We start from the raw sequence: 16,695 nt of genomic DNA, 5'->3' as shown, positions 1-16,695 counted from the left end.
ATTCTACGTCAGGTCAAACCATCACTGGAGCCGTTATACATCCATACTCTATGAAGTTAGGCTCAGCACCGTTTGCGCAAGAGCATCTCCCTGATGCTCCAGCGTAGCAACCTTCGCCAGCAGCTCTGCCTGCTCTTCACGCTGCCGGGTCGTCCAGTTGGCTCTGGGGGCAGTGCCCGTTGTTCGGAGTATAGCCGGGTCTAACATCTCCTTATAGTATTTATCCAGCAGACCAGCCATTTCCCCATAGATTGCCGACATCTCTTCCAAGGCTGCCTGTTGTTTCGGGTCATGCACTAGCGGCAGAGAGCCCCGTAAGTAGGCGGCGGCGCAGCGGCGGGCATCTGCCAGGGCCATCATGCAGAAGTGATTGACAGATAACCTGCGGCTGAAGGCTTCTTCGTCGGCTGCGGCATACCAAGGGTGGTCCAGGAGTCCCTCTCTCCATAGCTCCAGCGCTTTGTATCCTACAGCATAAGTGCTGTTGCTGGCTATGGCCTCAGCCTGCATAGATTCGAGCTTAAGGCGGAGCGATGCATACAGATTCTCAAGCGCAGACGGGGCTGCTGACTGATCGCCAAGGCGAATCAACCGGTAAGGCCATTGATCCACATGGAGATACCCCTGGCTTATCCTCATATGAGCCTGGAATTCAGGATCAGCTTCAAGCTCACTGAAGGTCTCATCGTCAAAATAACTGCGGCACAGCAGCACATCCCCCTCCGCCAGATATCCTGTAATGACCCCCCACTCCGGCGCTACTCTGAGGTTAATGGCAAGGGGCAGTCTGCCTTGGCGGATATCCTCCAGAATCGCCAGCTTCTCGGCTGTGCGCTGCTGCGGCTCTAACCGGTTGGCCCGGTAGGCGCTTAGTCCATAAGCTTTGCAGGCGGGAATAGAGTAGTCATAGACGACAAGGGCATCCGCAGCGCTGTAATCCCATACCGGTTCAAAAGCCGCTCTCCAGCAGGCTCCTGAATGGCCCATCACCTGCTCATAGGTGGTCTCTATGCCTCTGGCGGTAAGAGCGAGCGTCATGGCCCCTGCCCAGGAGCAATCCTGTCCCCGTCCGAAGCCCAGCCGCGGAATCCCTTCAATGATGCATTGATCCCGGGAGGAGCGGGTCTGATAGAGATGGCAGCGGTCCTGGCTGTAATGAATCTGTTCGCCTTCCGCGCAGCTTACGGCATGAATACCTTCTGCATTCAGGTAGACCAGCAGCAGGTAGTCCTGCCCCCCACAGCCGATCAGACTGGGAAACAGCTCATGTGTGGCGGTGAACTGAGTCCAGCGGAAATGCTCGTAATGCTTCATTTTGGCCGCAACGCTGCCGTGTGCCTGTTCATTTCCATAATGCGCAGCAATAATCTGCAGCTCATTATGGCTTGGGACATACCCGTTCGAATGAATATCTATCGTAAGCAGCTGGTCCTTCAGTACAAAGGTCGAGTACATACCGTCAGGGGTCTCATAGGTGACAAGCAGCAGCTTCAGGCGGCCGTCATTCCAGGAGTGGGGAAAGAGGTGCTCCCCAGGAATTAAGCTTAAGCGGTCTGAGGCAACGAACTGGTTCACAAGCTGGGTAACCTCCAGCTCCTGCTGACCATCCGTATAGATCGCAGAGAGCACCACAAGCTCCTGGGGCAGCAGAATGCTGTCAATCGAGTGATTGAGTGCGGCGGATAGCAAGGGAAGGGTGGCCGTCTCCGGCAGAGATTTGCCGGTCTCCCACTTGGATACCGCCTGGGCGCTGACATGGAGCAGTTCCGCTAATTGTTCCTGGGACAAGCCTTTTGTTTTGCGGAGGGTAGCAATCCGTTTACCAACTTTTTCGCTAACGATCATGCGCAGTACAACTCCTATAATGGATTCCGACGTCGTAAGTCTATTATAATATCAGCTCTCAAAATAACCCATATACTGGAGTAGGGCATGCGGTTTAACAAAATCAACTGTAAGTTGAGGCAAGCAGTTATACGCCAACCAGCCCCTTCCCAATATGGCTATGTTCCTCCTTAACCATGATAAACAAGTGGAAACGGCATTGCCGTCCTTTTGAGGGACGGTACCGTTTCAGCGAGAAATAGAAGGATAAGTTATCGTGTGCAACATATAAATTCTTATATTTTTAAAAAAGACTTGTTCTTCTGAAGAATTCATGATATATTACTTCTTGCGTTGCATTGAATGTTTTCTTTGCGGTCATGGCGGAATTGGCAGACGCGCTGGCTTCAGGTGCCAGTGGTAGCAATATCGTGGAGGTTCGAGTCCTCTTGACCGCATCATAGTTTTAACCGTAATGCAAGCGAAGGCCCTTCTTAAATGAAGGGTCTTTTTTTTGCTGAGAAAAGAATGTATGCGAACAAAATGTGCTGATGACAACGCGAACGTTACAAAGCCCCCTTCCCCCACATCCAAGTGGTAGAAAGGGGGCTGCCGCATGATCATGCACGCATCATCGCCGCTGCGAGGCCACGCGCTAGACTACTCCTGCCAGATGTCAGCAATCCGCACCGGCTGGCCGGTCTTCATGGAGCGGTTAGCGGCAATGCCAGTCATAATCGACATCGCGCCGTCCTCGTGTGAAGCCGCGCGATTGAAGCGGTCCTCCTGCTTTTTGTCGAAAATATCGCTCAGCAGTACCGGATCACCGCCGCCGTGTCCACCGCTGCTGCTCTCGAACTCTACGCGGTAAGGCTCCTTGAAGTGCGGATAGATCATAATGCTGACGCCTTCCAGCGCGCCTTCGTTTTCTTTTGAACCGCCGGAATTGACGTAGGACTGCTCTGTAATCCGCACCTCCATCCGGCCCTGTGTACCGTTGAACACGATGATGAAGCCCTCCCACGGCATATATGCGTTAAGTGAATAGTTCATGACGGTCTTGTTCTTGTACTTGACCATGACATTCATAGTGTCCTCGATGCTGATATTGTCCCCGAACACACTCTGGTCACGCTGGTATCCGTCCTCGTGCTCGGCATCCAGGTACATGCTCTTCAGATGTTCGTTACGGTCCAAATGTAGCGCGAACGGGTCGTTCTCGGCAGCCTTGCTGCCGTAGGCACGCTGGTAGAACTCGGTGATGCCCCGTTTCTCGGCATTCTCTCTGCCGTAGAAGCGCAGGTCGCCCATGGCGAAAACGGTGTCCGGCTGTGACCCCAGCCAGAAGTTCATCAGGTCAAAGTGATGTGTCGATTTGTGCACCAAGAGGCCGCCGCTGTTCCGCTTGTCGCGGTGCCATCTGCGGAAATAGTCCGCTCCATGCTGGGTATTCAGCAGCCATTCGAAGTTCACGGACAGAATTTCGCCCAGCACGCCGTCCATAATGACCTCACGGATCTTCGTGTTATGCGGCGCGTAGCGGTAGTTGAAGGTTACCCGCAGATTCTTGCCGGTGCGCTCGATCGCATCGAAGATCTCCCGGCACTTCTCCTCATCAATTGTCATCGGCTTCTCGGAAATGACATCACAGCCCAGCTCCATCGCGCGGATGATATACTTGTGATGCGTCCGGTCAATCGTAGTCACCAGCACGAAGTCGGGCCGGGTCTCGGTGATCATCCGGTCGAAGTCTTCTGCCTTGTACGTAGGGACCTCATGGTAATCGTATTTGCTTGTAAGCATATGATTGGCGAAATTCATCCGCGTCTGATTGACATCACAGAAGGCCACCAGCTCGGAGGTTTCGTTGTAAGCGGTAACAAGAGCGCCATAGAAAAATTCAGCCCGGCCGCCGGTGCCGACAAGTGCATATTTCTTTTTGGACAAGGGGATCACTCCATTTACTTGGATTTGATTCTATTTTATAGTATAGAAAATGCAGAAAGTGAACGGTATTTAGTCTTTTTAACTCAAAAGTGTGCATATCTTATCCTGGCAGGGGGCATAGTGCAGGGTGGAACCTATCTTTCAGATTGAGCAGCTGAAGCGCATCGGATATTTCAATATGGACACCGACCATTTCCATGATTTCTACGAAATCTATTATCTGCTGTCCGGGCAGCGTCACTATTATATCCGCAACGGAAGGTATGCGTTGGAGGCTGGAGACCTCGTATTTATTAACAAAAATCACCTGCACCGTACAACCGGCGGAAGCCATCTGCCGCATGAGCGGGTGCTGATCAGCTTCAATGATACCTACCTGGAGCCGGTGGCACCCCGGGCAGACTGGATGAATGTGTTCGAAGGTGAGAGCTTCCTGCTGCGGCCCACGGCCCATGAACAGGGAGTCATCACAGATCTGCTCCAAGCGATGCAGGAGGAACAAAAGGAGAGCCTGCGATGGAGCACTGAGTATACAAGAACGCTGCTGCTGCAACTGCTGATTACGCTGGAGCGGATACAGAGGGCGAAGCCCGACCTGGTCTCACCGGAGCAGAGCGAGGGGCAGCGCCGGGTGTACAGCATCATCGAGTATCTGGACAACCATTACAGCGAGCGGCTGAGCCTTGGGGGAATTGCCGAGCGGTTCTTCATCAGCGCAACGTATCTGTGCCGGATTTTCAAGCAGACGACAGGCTTCACTATCATTGAATACCTGAATGTTGTCCGCATCCGTGAGGCGAAGGCGCTGCTTACACAGACGAAGTGGCCGATCACCCGGGTGGCGGCGGAGACAGGATTTGAGAGCATTGCCCATTTCGGGCGCGTATTCAAGGCCACCACAGGGCGTTCTCCCCTCCAGTACCGTAAGCAGCACAGGGGTTGAAGATAACGGCTCGCATCAGCCATCCGTTATTTCATTCGACACTCGCTGCGAATATGTTACATATTTTTCAATCTCTTACGCCGGAGATGTCTTATAATAGTGAAGGATTAAATACAAATATTGGGGTGTGTTATGAAAATGAAATCAGGGGGCCTCTGGCTTGCTGCCGCCATGCTTGCCGTAACTGTAACCGGGTGTTCTTCAGACAATGCAGGTCCCTCATCAGAAGATATGGAGAAGCTGAAGACAGAGGTTAGTGAGCTGCAGAAGGAGAACAAGTTCCTAAAAGAACAGAATGAAATGTTAAAGGAGAGCCTGGTAAAGCCTGTGACAGCGGAAGAGGAGGGCGGTACGGCTGAACTTCTTACTACCGGAGACAACCCCGCAGCGGCTGATTCCGGCGATGAACACAAGCAGATCGTAAAAGGCACGCCGCTGGTTATTGAGGGGACGGGTGAGTATACCGTTACCAAGACCTCTTTTGGCAAGAAGATTATTCCATCAAATCCGGGATCTTTCTACACCTACTATGAAGCCAAGGAACCGGGCACAACCTATCTGGCGATCACACTGAAAGTGAAGAACCTGGCAGGTGAAGCTATGAATGCAGACGAAGTAGCGGATGTGAAGGTCAAATACGACAATAAATACGAGTATAGTACCTTCGATACCATTGAAGAGAAAGGCGGGGAAGACTTCACCTATACCAGTCTTTCGAGGATTGAACCGCTGAAGAACGGCACGCTGGTGTTCCTGGCTGAGGTTCCCGATGAAGTGAAGTCCAGCGGCAAGCCGCTATATGCGGACTTCGGGATAAAGGGCGAAACCTACCGCTATATGATTACGAAATAAGAGAAGAGCCTGTGCGGCCGCAGAAGGATCTGTGGTTTAGCATAGGCTCTTTATTGATGTTAAGGAATTAGTCCTGAGCGAAAAAAGCCGGCAGATACTCCCTGTTCGCCTCCAGCATCTCATCCAGCATGGCGATGGCAACCTCCACGGAAGGGACAAGCGGGTGGTGTGCCAGGGCTTGAATGGCCAGGCTGCGGTCTCCGGTGACAGCGGCGTCGATGGCGAGCTGCTCGTAGACTTTAACGGCGTGAATCAGTCCCTTGGCCATCGGCGGAATCTTCGTCAGCGGCAGCGGAAGGGGGCCAGTCTTCGTGACGACGCAGTTCACCTCGATGCTGGCATCGTCCGGCAGGAAGTTTAAGATGCCCCGGTTTGCCACATTCAGCGTCTGAATATCATTGGTCCCGTTATAGAGCGAGCGCATCAGGTTCACAGCCGCTTCCGAATAAAAGGCTCCGCCGCGCTGCTCCAGCTGCTTCGGCTTCTCGTCCAGCGCAAGGTCGCCGTAGATGGCGAACAGCTCCTCTTCCACCCGCTTGACGACTTCAGCGCGGTTCCCGCCTTGCGCAGCGGCTTCCTGCTGCTCCGCGAGCATCGCATCGGTCATGTAGAAGTACTTCAGATAATACGAAGGCAAGGCGTGCAGCGATTGCAGGAACTCCGGGTTCCATTCGCGTGCCGGAACATTCTTTGCACTGTAGCCGGCGGTATCCTCCAGCATCTCCTGCAGCTTGTCTTCACCCTCCACATCAATCCGGGTAATCCAGTGCAGGTGGTTCAGGCCAACGAACTCGGCGTAGATCCGTTCCGGGGCAGCGTCATATTTAGCCGATACCTGCTTGATCAAGCCGATGGGGGCATTGCACAGGCCGATGCTCTTCACCTTGGAGTACCGCAGCACGGCTTCGGTAACCATGCCTGCGGGGTTAGTGAAGTTGAGCAGCCAGGCGTCCGGTGCCAGCTCCTCGATATCCCGGCAGATACCGAGAATGACCGGGATGGTGCGCAGCGCCTTCAGCATGCCGCCGGGGCCGGTTGTCTCTTGGCCGATCACGCCGTATTTCAGCGGAATCGCCTCGTCGCGGGCACGGGCATCCAGCATCCCGACACGGATCTGCGTGCTGACGAAGTCCGCACCGGCAATGGCCTCGCGGCGATCCGTGGTAAGATGGACCTCGATCGGCAGGCCGGACTTCTCCACCATACGCTTCGCCAGAGCGCCCACGATGTTCAGCTTATGCAGGCCTGCCTCAATATCTACAAGCCATAGCTCCCGGACCGGCAGCTCCTTATGATGCAGAATGAAGCCTTCTACCAGTTCTGGAGTATAAGAAGACCCTCCGCCGATGACGGCAATCTTAAGACCTTGGTTCGCTGTCACAATGAATCACTCCTGTCTGGTGGTAGTGGGAATAAGCTCGAACTCCCTGTAAGCACGCATCGTCTCATACATAGCCTGGTTGACGGTGATCCCGTCCCCCTCAAGCGCTGACCATAGAGCGCCGACCACAGGCTCGGTGGAGAGGGTGACTACTGACGCGCCTGGCGCCGCTTCATGCACGGCCTGCTCAATCGGACCGCGAATCCAGCCCCGGTCGCCCCGGGTCAGCAGGCTGCCGGCCAGCACAACATCGAATTCATCGTTCTCCATGCTGAGACGATGAATGACGGCCGCTGCGGCCTTGCCCAGCTCTACGCCTTGGCGGTTCAGGATCGCAAGCGCTGGGGCATCGCCCTCCGACGCTGCCGGGAAAAGCAGGCGGGCCGCATCCAGCGGCACCTGCTTCCCGTGATCGAGGAAGTCATCGTACATGTCATCCACCCGCTTATAGCCGAGCAGCTTCAGGAGCGGCTCCGTCAGCAGTGTGGAGCCCTCACGGCCGTCCCAGGCCCGGATGACTGTTCGGAACACCTCGATATTCAGCGCGCCGCCGCCGCCGAAATCGCCGTACATATAATCGAAGCCGCCGCACTGGAAGTGGCGGCCCTGCGGACTCAGGCCTGCCGCATTAGTGCCGGTGCCGCAGATCAGGGCTACGCCGTAGGGGCGGTCCGTCCCCGCCCGCAGGCCGATCATCGTATCGCCGCTGATCGTGTAATTCGTGAAGCCGATCCGGCGGATCATCGGATGCAGAATATTATAATCGGTCTGGCGGTCCGCCCCGGCCAGCCCAAGGCAGGCATGGCGGAGCTGATCCAGCCGGAGCCCGGCTTCGGCCAGCGCGCCGGATGCTGCTTCGCGGATGCTTGCTTCAGCCTGCTGCACGCTGGTCTGGTGATTGCCGTTGCCGCTCCTGCCCTTGCCAAGAATATGTCCATGCTCATCGCATAGCAGGGCGTAGGTTTTGCTGCCTCCCCCATCGATCCCCAAGTAGTAAGCCAATGTTTGTCACTCCTAAACGTGTTCAAAGTGTATAGAATACAACTAGCGCTGAATATTCGCGCCCCCGCGGGTGGATTCCCGCACAATCAGCTCCGGGTCGATCCGGACAGCGGAGCCGCGCTTCATCTCTCCGCTGATCCGGCGCAGCAGCATGTCGGCGGCGGCAACTCCGATCTTGTCCGCCGGCTGGCGCACGGTGGTCAGATGCGGGTGGAGCTGGGAGGCGATATAGTGGTCGTCGTAGCCGACTACAGCAACCTCCTCCGGCACCTGAACGCCCGCCTCCATCAGGGCATTGATCACCCCGAGGGCGATATTGTCATCTCCGGCGAATACGGCCCCCGGCAGCTTAGCCTCAGCAAGCCAGCGCTGCACGGTATCATAGCCCATGGCGATCTCGAATTCGCCGTGCACGATCTCGAACGGGGCGAGGCCCTGCTCCTGCAGCGCCTGCAGGAAGCCCGCGCGACGCTCCCGCGTACTGCGGAACATCTCCTGCCCGCAGAGATGGGCGATGGAGGTATGCCCCAGCTCCAGCAGGTGGCTGGCTGCGGCATACCCGCCCTTGAAGTTGTCGATGGTGATGGAGTAGCTGTCATTCTCCGGCAGCTGGTTGTCGATCAGCACATAGGGAATGCCCCGGCGCTTCAGCTCGACAATATAATGGTCCTCATTAATCGGCGATAGCAGGATGAGTCCGTCCACCCGGTCTTCCTGGATCAGATAGTGGCTCTCGCCGGAGCCGATGCCATCTGACACAGAGATAGCCAGATAATACCCGTGCAGGGCCAACGTCTCATTCAGCTCCTTGACCACGGCATCGAAGAAGGAGTCCTGCAGGGTCGTTACGATCAGGCCGATGATGCCGGTCTTGCCGCTGGCCAGACTGCGGGCTGCCGCATTCGGGCGGTAATCCAGCTCCTTGATCGCGTCGAGCACCTTCTGGCGGTTGCTCTCCCGCACTGACGTTGCTCCGTTTAAGACCCGTGATACGGTGACCACGGACAGCCCTGATTTTTTGGCCACATCAAAAATACTCACTTTCATCTCAAGCGCTCCTTGCGGCGGATTTGCCGGTGCTTATAAAATATAAGAATTTATATGTTTCACACGATAACTTATCCTTCTATTTCTCGCTGAAACGGTACCGCCCTTTAAAAGGACGGCAAAGCCGTTTCCACTTGTTCTATCTCCAGTATACAGGCCGCACCGGGGTTCCGCTAAACATATAACCATCGCCGGTCCGCTACCGCTTGATGATCTCCGTGACCTTCTTCTGAATCACCGGCATCACCTCTTCCAGGGTCTTGTGCCCTGTCTCGACCGGCTGCAGCTCATTGATGAACATGTCGTTGATCTGCGAGTAGTTGGTGATTAGATGGTTGTAGGATTCATAGCCGTATTTGGCCGCGCCCTCGTAGACCTTCTTCACATCCTCCGGATCAATGCCGTCGAAATGCTTGTAATACACCTCAGCCGCTTCCGTATTCACAGGCGGATTGCCGCCGCTCAGCTCGATGGACTTCTCCTGGACTTCAGTGGTCATCAGATATTTGATCCATTCAAAAGCCTCCTTCGGATGCTTCGAGTCCTTCAGTATCAGCAGCGGATCAACGAACAGCGTGCTGCGCACCTTGTCGTTGCCTCCCCAAGGCACGGCGGCTACGCCGATTTTGAACGGGAAGTCGTTAGCCCCCGCGAGGTTCCAGGAGCCGCCGATGGACATGCCGATCTTGCCTGCGACGAACGGGTCGCCGTTCTGTCCGGCAACGCTTTTGCTCCATTCAGAGGTTGGGGATACCTTCTCCTTGAACACAAGGTCGAACAGCTTCTGGTACGCGGCGATCACCTCCGGGGAATCAAAATGCGTCTCGGACGGGACGCCGCCGTTGGTCCAGGTATCCTCGGAGTAAGGCTCAGCCCCGAAGTACAACGGCCGCATATCCCGCTCCGCCCAGGTGAAGTCTACGCCGTACTGTGTTTTGGCAATATCGTCCGAGACGAGCGTCATCTTCCTGGCATCCTCCACCATGCGGTCAAATGTCCAGCTCTTATCTTCATAATCGCTTGGCGGGTAGGAGACGCCTGCGGCATCGAACATATCCTTGTTGTAGAGCATCAAGGTGACGTACATATTAACAGGTATGCCGTAAGTATGACCGTTTACAGTATAGATTTTCATCAGATTCTCAGGGATGCTGTAGTCCTCCGCCTTGAAGCCGTCCTCCTTAATGAGGTCCGTCAGATCCAGCAGCATACCCTTGTTATAATATTCGGCAAAACCGCCGTATCCGTAATGACTCGTCACATCCGGGGAATTACCGCCGGCAATCAGTGTCTGCAGCTTGCTGTCGAATTGCTCATACGGTGCCTTCTCTACCTTGACCTTGATGTTCGGATGCGCCTTCTCGAAATCCGGGATCAGCTTCTCGATAAAAGTCCGGTCCTCGGAATCAATCGTATAGTGGGATATCGTCACTTGCTTCCCCGGATCGCCAGTATTCCCGGCTCCGCTGTCTCCATCCGCCACATTGCCTGCCGACTTGCCGCCGCCGCAGCCCGCCAAGATTGTAGTTACTGTCAGGGCTGTTGCCAGCAGCAGCGCATACCTTTTACTTTTCGTGATATTGTTCATTGTCCAATCCCTCCTGATTTCAAGTGTGGTAACCCGGATTGCTTTGATGTCTTACTTGATACCGGTCAGTACGATGCCTTCGACGAACTGCTTCTGGGCGATGGCGAACAGGGTGACGATTGGAACCATAGCCAGGACGGAGGCGACCATCAGCAGATGCCACGGCGGAATGCGGAAGCGCGATGAGGTGAGGGAGGCCATTCCGACCGGAAGTGTGAATTTGTCCGATGAGCTTAGATAGAGCACAGGGGTCAACAGATCATTCCAGCTATAGATAAAAGCAAAGATCGCAACCGTCGCCAGCGCCGGCGCCGACAACGGCAGTGCGATGGTCCGCCACATCCTCAGCTCGCCGCAGCCGTCTATACGTCCAGCGTCGAACAGCTCCTCAGGCAGCGTGGAGAAGAACTGCCGCAGCAGGAAGATGTTATAGGCTGAGCCGAAGAAGGCAGGGACAATCAGCGGCAGGAAGGTGTCGATCCACTGCATCTGAGAGAACAGCACGAACTGCGGAATCATAATGGCCGGATAAGGCAGCATCATCGTGCTCAGCAGCAGGATGAACCAGAAGCTGTTGCCGCGTCCCCGGTATCTGGCGAACCCGTAAGCGACCAGTGCTGATGAGAGCAGGGTGCCGAATACAGAGAAACCGGCGATGATCAGACTGTTCTTATACAGTGTGCCGAACTGCAGCGTGTCAAAAATATCCGTATAATTGCTCCAGGCCCAGCTCTCCGGCAGAAAGGTCGGCGGGAACCTCAGCATCTCCCGTTTCGACTTCAGCGAGGTGGAGACCATGAAGAACAGCGGCAGCAGCATGAGGAACGTTGTAAGGAGCAGCGCGGTGAAGCTGGCAATCTTAACGGGCTTGATTCTACGGTGCAGCCGGGAGGGCGGACCAAGCGGGCGGGTGGCCTTGACGGTGCTCATCGGCGGTTGCCTCCTTCATAATGGACATAACGGCGCGACAGTCTCATAATGACCGCCGTGAACAGCATGACGACAATCAGCAGCACCCAGGCAAGCGCGGAGGAGTATCCGGCGCGGTATTCCTTGAAGGCACTGGTATACAGATTGTAGACGTAGAACCAGGTAGAGTAATTGGGGCCGCCCTGCGTCATGACGAAGGCTTGCGTGAAGACCTGGAAGGAGTCGATCAGACCCATAATCAGCTGGAACAGCAGGACAGGCGAGATCATCGGCAGCGTAATATTCAGGAAAATGCGGAAGCGTCCTGCGCCGTCCAGATTGGCGGCTTCAATCAGGCTGGCCGGAACGCCCTGCAGACCGGCGAGGAAGAGAATCATGCCTGAGCCAGCTGTCCAGAGGGACATGATAATTAGGGCATAAAGAGCCGTATCGGGATTCATCAGCCAGGCCGGGCCGTGAATGCCGAACCAGGAGAGCATATAATTGAAGAGGCCGATCTGCGGATTGAAAATCCAGTACCAGAGGAGTGACATGGCCACGCCAGAGACCATGCTGGGGAAATACATCGCTGTGCGGAAGAAGCCGCGCCAGGGGATAGTCTGATGCAGCAGCAGGGCGAATCCCAGGCCAAGCAGCAGCTGCACCGGCACACTGATGAAGGTGTACCTGAGTGTGACCTTCACAGAACGCCAGAACAGCTCATTGTGGAACATCTCCGTGTAGTTGGCAAGGCCGATGAATTTGGGCGGATGAATGATATCATAGTCGGTGAAGCTGTAGTACAGCGAAGACAGGATCGGGTACAGGGCGAAGATCAGGAAGCCGATCAGCCACGGGGAGATGAATAGATACATGTAGAACGTTTGCCGCCGGCTCTCACTCTTAATCACGGACACACCAGCCTTTCCTTTTTAAAAAGTATAAGCGCTTAAACTTTAGGGGGAAATGAAAAATCGGATTTGCTAAAATAATTATAACTAACGATTAAAATAATTATAGCAGACCATACCATGAACACATTAAAGTTAAAACGCTTTAATTTTAATGCCTGCCATTGAACTAATCATATTGGATGAAACCCAAATAATCAACCCTTTACTTCTGAAATAAAGCGCTATCAGTCAGAAAATATAACAAATTAGTTGATAGTTTTGCTGAAAATGATGAAAATCCTAATGTGAATAGGAGTTTTGTGTGAGGTAATGTGACTTATGCGGCGTTGTTTCAGGAACAGCACGCCTACGGGCGACCGATTGCTAACCGGTTCTTCGCATACAATCCGCCCGGTGGCCCACGCACCGCCCAATGTAATCGGTTTTCCGATTACAATCCGCCCGGTAGCCCAGGCGCTGCCCGATGTAATCGGTTTTCCGATTACAATCCGCCCGGTGGCCCACGCGCCACCCGATGTAATCGGTTTTCCGATTACAATCCGTCCGGTAGCCCACGCGCCGTCCGATGTAATCGGTTTTCCGATAAAAATATACTCCCCGTAGCAGCAAAAAAACCGTCCGGCATTGCCGGACGGTCCTTGCACCCCTAACAGCCGGTGCGCGGCTTCATTCAGTTCCACTGATGATCGCCGGACAGATACTTCTCGGTCAGTACCGACAGCAGCTCAATCCCGACCTGATTCTGTCCGCCTTCTGGGATGATCAGGTCGGCGTATTTCTTGGAGGGCTCGATGAAGGCCTCGTGCATTGGCTTCACCGTAGTGAGGTATTGCGTATGGATCGAACGGATGGTCCGCCCGCGTTCCTCGATATCCCGCAGCACCCGGCGCAGGATGCGTACATCGGGATCGGTGTCCACGAACACCTTGATGTTGAGCTGCTCGCGCAGCTTCTCATCCGACAGCACATGCAGCCCTTCCAGAATGACGATGTTGTTCGGGGCCAGCCTCACCGTCTTCTCGGTGGAACGGGCATGGACCGTGAAGTCATATACCGGAGCGAAGGCGGCTTGTCCGGCCTTAAGGCAATTCAGATGCTCAATCAGCAGGTCGTTGTCGAAGGCCAGCGGGTGATCATAGTTAATTGCACCGCGTTCTGCCATGCTGAGGTAAGAATGGTCTTTATAGTAGTTATCCTGGGATATGAATGTTACTTTGTCAGAGCCAAGACGGTCAATCACGGAGCGCGCTACCGTTGTCTTGCCGGAGCCGGTCCCGCCGGCGATACCAATAATAAGCATGGTGTATTTATAATCCTCCCTAAGCAATTGCCTTTGCAATTCCAATATTGTAGCACAGCGGTCAACTTATTTCACCTTGCTGGAGAGGAATATCATGTGAATATTCAAAACATTCGGTTATTTTGTAGGAGAATGATATAATTTCAAGGATTCATTCAGTTCGGGTGCTACGGAGAAGGAGGCTAGGATAAGAAAATGAACGAGGAGAATGCTTTAATGGAGGCGTTCGGCCGGACACAGGTGCAGCTTGCAGGCCATGGCGGACGGGACGCAGCCGTACTCAAAAAAGCGCTGGCCAGTGTAGAGGACAGCCTTGCTGCGGACATGTACGGGACAGGTACGGTGATTGAGGAGTTCCAGGCGGAGATGGCAGAGGTGCTGGGTAAAGGATGCAGCGTGTTCTTCCCCAGCGGCACGATGGCCCAGCAGATTGCCCTGCGGATCTGGAGTGACCGTGAGGGGAGCAAAAGGGTCGCTTATCATCCGCTATGCCATCTGGAGATTCATGAGCAGGACGGCCTGAAGGAGCTGCATCATCTGGAGCCGCTGCTGCTGGGCAGTGCAGACCGCCTGATTACCCTGGAGGATGTGCAGGGTATGGGGCCTGGAATCGCCTGTCTGCTGCTGGAGCTGCCGCAGCGGGAGATCGGCGGACAGCTGCCGGAGTATGCGGAGCTGGAAGCGATGTCGGCGTATTGCCGGGAGCAGGGAATCAAGCTCCATCTGGACGGAGCGCGGCTGTTCGAGGTGCTGCCTTACTACGGCAAGACGGCGGCCGAGGTCTGCGCGCTGTTCGATAGCGTGTATGTCTCCCTGTACAAGGGCATCGGCGGGATTGCCGGAGCGATCTTAGCCGGGAGCCGGGAGTTCACGGAGGAGTCGAAGATCTGGAAGCGCCGCCACGGGGGCGACCTGATCAGTCTCTATCCCTATATTGTCCCGGCCCGGTATTATTACCGGCAGCGTATTAGCAGGATGTCACAATACTATGAGCAGGCCAAGGAGCTGGCGGCCTTATTCAACAGCTGCCATAAGGTATCCACGCTGCCGGAGGTTCCGGTCTCGAATATGTTTCACATCCATTTCGCACTGCCTCGGGAACAGCTTGCCCCTGTACTCATCGGAATCTATAACGAGACGGGCATTGGCCTGACACCGCGGCTTAAGCCGACCAGCGAGAACTCCTGCTACTACGAGCTGAACATCGGCGATGTCTATGGCGGCGTCTCGGGGCCGGCTCTGCGGGAAGCGTTCCGGCTGCTGGATGAGCGGCTGAAGCAGCTCTGACTCTGACAGATCAGCAAACAAGCCTCTGCGGAAGCCTGCAGAGGCTTGTTTGCTGATTGCAGTGCAGGTGGAAGCAGGAACAATGAAAGGCAGCGCCTGGGTTCAAAGAATAAGAATTTATATGCATCGCGCCGCGCAATAAAAATTCCTTATCTTTCTTCTTGGAGGATGCAGACTAGGCCTGACTCCGCAGAGCCACTTTTCTCACCGGTCCGGCCACCATCTGCTTCTCTGCCCCGTTCAGTCCGAACAGCCACATGGTCAGCACATAGATGAGGGAGTAGAGGATGACATACATACCCAGGTACACGTAAGAAGTGATGCTCACGAAGCTAAGCAGGAACCCGCACGCACCGGTCAGCAGCACCACCGGAATGAAGACGCGGATGATCTGCAGCCAGAAGTGAAGAATATCGAACTTCAATTTATATTTGTAGTACACATTATTCAGGCATACATTGATGATCATCCCGATAGCCGTAGCAATGGCACAGCCTGTAATCCCCCAGATCCGGATGAACCAGAAGGTTAAGGCCACCTTCAGAATAGCAACAGAGAAATAAATGAAGGCCTTCACCCGGTGCATATTCATCGCTTCCAGCATGGTGGCGAACAGCGATTGCACAATCGATGTGATCTGGGGAATGATGATGATCAGCGCAACCGTGTATGCATATTTGTAATCCGGGCCAAGCCAGATCAGAATGAAGCTCTGTCCGAATAATACGAAGCCCGAGACGATGTAGCCTACGATCAGCGCCTGGATTCTGCCTATTTTGACCAGCTCCAGCATTAGGGCCGCCTGATCTGCACCCTTGACGATCATCTTGGTGAGCTTCGGCAGATAGAAGCTGGCCAGCACATTGGAGAAGTTGAGAATATACGTGTTGAGCTGGGCAGCGATGGCGAAGACGGCGATGGGCGTAGCTCCGAGGAACATCCCGATGATCAGCGGATCAGCATTCGTATAGATTTGAAAGGCAATCGACGACAATAAGATATACGATGAATAGCTGAAGATCTCTTTGAACAGCTTGGTATCGAAGCCGTGGAATCTGACCTTCAAGTTCAGCTTGGTCCGGCAAAAGACCACATTAATCACGCCGATTGCCAGGTTCAGCACAAGCGCAACAGTGACCATTCCTGTCGATCTGAAGTCCAGCAGCAGGACCAGCACCATCATGGCCGGAGACAGGACGACGCGGATCAGGTTGATGATTTTGAGATAGACGAACCGCTCATAGGCCGTAATGATCGAGCTGAAGATATTCAGCGGGAACGAGACAGCCACATTGATGGCGGCAATGATGAATATGGTCTTCAGAATGCCGAGCTCAGCTGCATCGAGGCTGCTGAAGATCGAATCGAAATTGAACACCAGAATCACACTGGCAAGTAAGGAGAGGAGTCCGATGGCTGAGAAGAGCAGCAGGAACATTCCGTTGATATTGCGCTGGCCTGCAGAGTCATTCTCAGAGATGTATTTCGCATTGAAGCGGATGACCGCGCTGCCGAAGCCCAGATCCAGCAGGACGATATAGGCGATGATGGAGTTCACCAGCGCGAATAATCCATATTCGGATTTCCCCAGGGTCGACACAATGAATGGCGTCGAGCCCAGGGAGATGACAACGCCTAAAAATACGGAAGCATAGGTTATGATTGCAGCAAGTTTAATATTGGTTTTCAAACAGATCGCTT

At 54.4% G+C, this 16,695-nt stretch carries 14 protein-coding genes and 1 tRNA gene; 4 read left to right on the top strand and 11 right to left on the bottom strand.

The genetic code is table 11. The features are described from left to right. Positions 1 to 48 precede the first annotated feature (48 nt). On the bottom strand, positions 49 to 1,845 hold the full coding sequence (locus NSU18_RS18380; RefSeq protein ID WP_341149734.1) for a helix-turn-helix domain-containing protein: 1,797 nt from the start codon (positions 1,843 to 1,845) through the stop codon (positions 49 to 51). Between the two features lie 353 nt (positions 1,846 to 2,198). Between NSU18_RS18380 and NSU18_RS18375 the strand changes: the two genes are divergently transcribed. Next, positions 2,199 to 2,282: transfer RNA gene (locus NSU18_RS18375), tRNA-Leu, on the top strand. A 202-nt stretch (positions 2,283 to 2,484) separates the two neighbouring features. Here the strand turns inward: NSU18_RS18375 and NSU18_RS18370 are convergent. Next, the gene (locus tag NSU18_RS18370) at positions 2,485 to 3,771 is read right to left on the bottom strand and encodes a Gfo/Idh/MocA family protein (RefSeq protein WP_341149733.1); all 1,287 of its coding nucleotides are present in this window, start codon (positions 3,769 to 3,771) and stop codon (positions 2,485 to 2,487) included. A 127-nt stretch (positions 3,772 to 3,898) separates the two neighbouring features. Between NSU18_RS18370 and NSU18_RS18365 the strand changes: the two genes are divergently transcribed. Together NSU18_RS18365 and NSU18_RS18360 are read left to right on the top strand one after the other, a co-directional pair. Further along, positions 3,899 to 4,714, top strand: coding sequence for an AraC family transcriptional regulator (locus tag NSU18_RS18365; protein WP_341015220.1), 816 nt, complete (start codon positions 3,899 to 3,901; stop codon positions 4,712 to 4,714). Between the two features lie 132 nt (positions 4,715 to 4,846). Beyond that, a complete protein-coding gene (locus NSU18_RS18360) occupies positions 4,847 to 5,566 on the top strand; it encodes a bZIP transcription factor (protein WP_341015218.1) in 720 nt (239 codons plus the stop codon). Between the two features lie 67 nt (positions 5,567 to 5,633). Here NSU18_RS18360 and NSU18_RS18355 read toward each other — a convergent pair whose 3' ends face one another. The 8 genes from NSU18_RS18355 to udk form a co-directional block, all read right to left on the bottom strand. Then, complete coding sequence (locus NSU18_RS18355; RefSeq protein ID WP_341015216.1) at positions 5,634 to 6,947, bottom strand: 6-phospho-beta-glucosidase; 1,314 nt, start codon at positions 6,945 to 6,947, stop codon at positions 5,634 to 5,636. A gap of 6 nt (positions 6,948 to 6,953) precedes the next feature. Next, a complete protein-coding gene (locus NSU18_RS18350) occupies positions 6,954 to 7,949 on the bottom strand; it encodes an N-acetylglucosamine kinase (protein WP_341015215.1) in 996 nt (331 codons plus the stop codon). A 42-nt stretch (positions 7,950 to 7,991) separates the two neighbouring features. After that, positions 7,992 to 8,996, bottom strand: coding sequence for a LacI family DNA-binding transcriptional regulator (locus NSU18_RS18345; protein WP_341149732.1), 1,005 nt, complete (start codon positions 8,994 to 8,996; stop codon positions 7,992 to 7,994). 199 nt (positions 8,997 to 9,195) lie between these two features. Continuing rightward, entirely contained in the window at positions 9,196 to 10,584 is a 1,389-nt protein-coding gene (locus tag NSU18_RS18340; RefSeq protein ID WP_341149731.1) for an ABC transporter substrate-binding protein, read from the bottom strand. 51 nt (positions 10,585 to 10,635) lie between these two features. Further along, entirely contained in the window at positions 10,636 to 11,514 is an 879-nt protein-coding gene (locus NSU18_RS18335) for a carbohydrate ABC transporter permease (RefSeq protein WP_341149730.1), read from the bottom strand. Next, the gene (locus NSU18_RS18330) at positions 11,511 to 12,410 is read right to left on the bottom strand and encodes a carbohydrate ABC transporter permease (protein WP_341149729.1); all 900 of its coding nucleotides are present in this window, start codon (positions 12,408 to 12,410) and stop codon (positions 11,511 to 11,513) included. The genes NSU18_RS18335 and NSU18_RS18330 overlap by 4 nt, the downstream gene beginning before the upstream one ends. A gap of 242 nt (positions 12,411 to 12,652) precedes the next feature. Next, complete coding sequence (locus NSU18_RS18325) at positions 12,653 to 13,087, bottom strand: hypothetical protein (RefSeq protein ID WP_341149728.1); 435 nt, start codon at positions 13,085 to 13,087, stop codon at positions 12,653 to 12,655. After that, on the bottom strand, positions 13,078 to 13,707 hold the full coding sequence (gene udk / locus NSU18_RS18320) for a uridine kinase (protein WP_341015204.1): 630 nt from the start codon (positions 13,705 to 13,707) through the stop codon (positions 13,078 to 13,080). The genes NSU18_RS18325 and udk overlap by 10 nt, the downstream gene beginning before the upstream one ends. Positions 13,708 to 13,902: 195 nt before the next feature. Between udk and NSU18_RS18315 the strand changes: the two genes are divergently transcribed. Then, positions 13,903 to 14,994, top strand: a complete 1,092-nt coding sequence (locus NSU18_RS18315) for a threonine aldolase family protein (RefSeq protein WP_341149727.1) — start codon at positions 13,903 to 13,905, stop codon at positions 14,992 to 14,994. A 175-nt stretch (positions 14,995 to 15,169) separates the two neighbouring features. Here the strand turns inward: NSU18_RS18315 and NSU18_RS18310 are convergent, their stop codons facing one another. After that, on the bottom strand, positions 15,170 to 16,684 hold the full coding sequence (locus NSU18_RS18310) for an oligosaccharide flippase family protein (RefSeq protein WP_341015200.1): 1,515 nt from the start codon (positions 16,682 to 16,684) through the stop codon (positions 15,170 to 15,172). Between the last annotated feature and the right edge of the window lie 11 nt (positions 16,685 to 16,695).

Origin of the sequence: Paenibacillus sp. FSL H8-0048, from assembly GCF_038002825.1 — a bacterium.
In the GTDB taxonomy this organism is placed as follows: domain Bacteria; phylum Bacillota; class Bacilli; order Paenibacillales; family Paenibacillaceae; genus Paenibacillus_AQ.
The sequence above is the reverse complement of the archived record's forward strand: the minus strand, read 5'-3'. Positions and strand labels throughout refer to the sequence as shown.

Bases quoted from the DNA above. Each gene is read 5' to 3' on its own strand.
- udk (WP_341015204.1), bottom strand. From the start codon at position 13,707: ATGCTTATTATTGGTATCGCCGGCGGGACCGGCTCCGGCAAGACAACG.
- NSU18_RS18340 (WP_341149731.1), bottom strand. From the start codon at position 10,584: ATGAACAATATCACGAAAAGTAAAAGGTATGCGCTGCTGCTGGCAACA.
- NSU18_RS18315 (WP_341149727.1), top strand. From the start codon at position 13,903: ATGAACGAGGAGAATGCTTTAATGGAGGCGTTCGGCCGGACACAGGTG.
- NSU18_RS18345 (WP_341149732.1), bottom strand. From the start codon at position 8,996: ATGAAAGTGAGTATTTTTGATGTGGCCAAAAAATCAGGGCTGTCCGTG.
- NSU18_RS18380 (WP_341149734.1), bottom strand. From the start codon at position 1,845: ATGATCGTTAGCGAAAAAGTTGGTAAACGGATTGCTACCCTCCGCAAA.
- NSU18_RS18360 (WP_341015218.1), top strand. From the start codon at position 4,847: ATGAAAATGAAATCAGGGGGCCTCTGGCTTGCTGCCGCCATGCTTGCC.
- NSU18_RS18335 (WP_341149730.1), bottom strand. From the start codon at position 11,514: ATGAGCACCGTCAAGGCCACCCGCCCGCTTGGTCCGCCCTCCCGGCTG.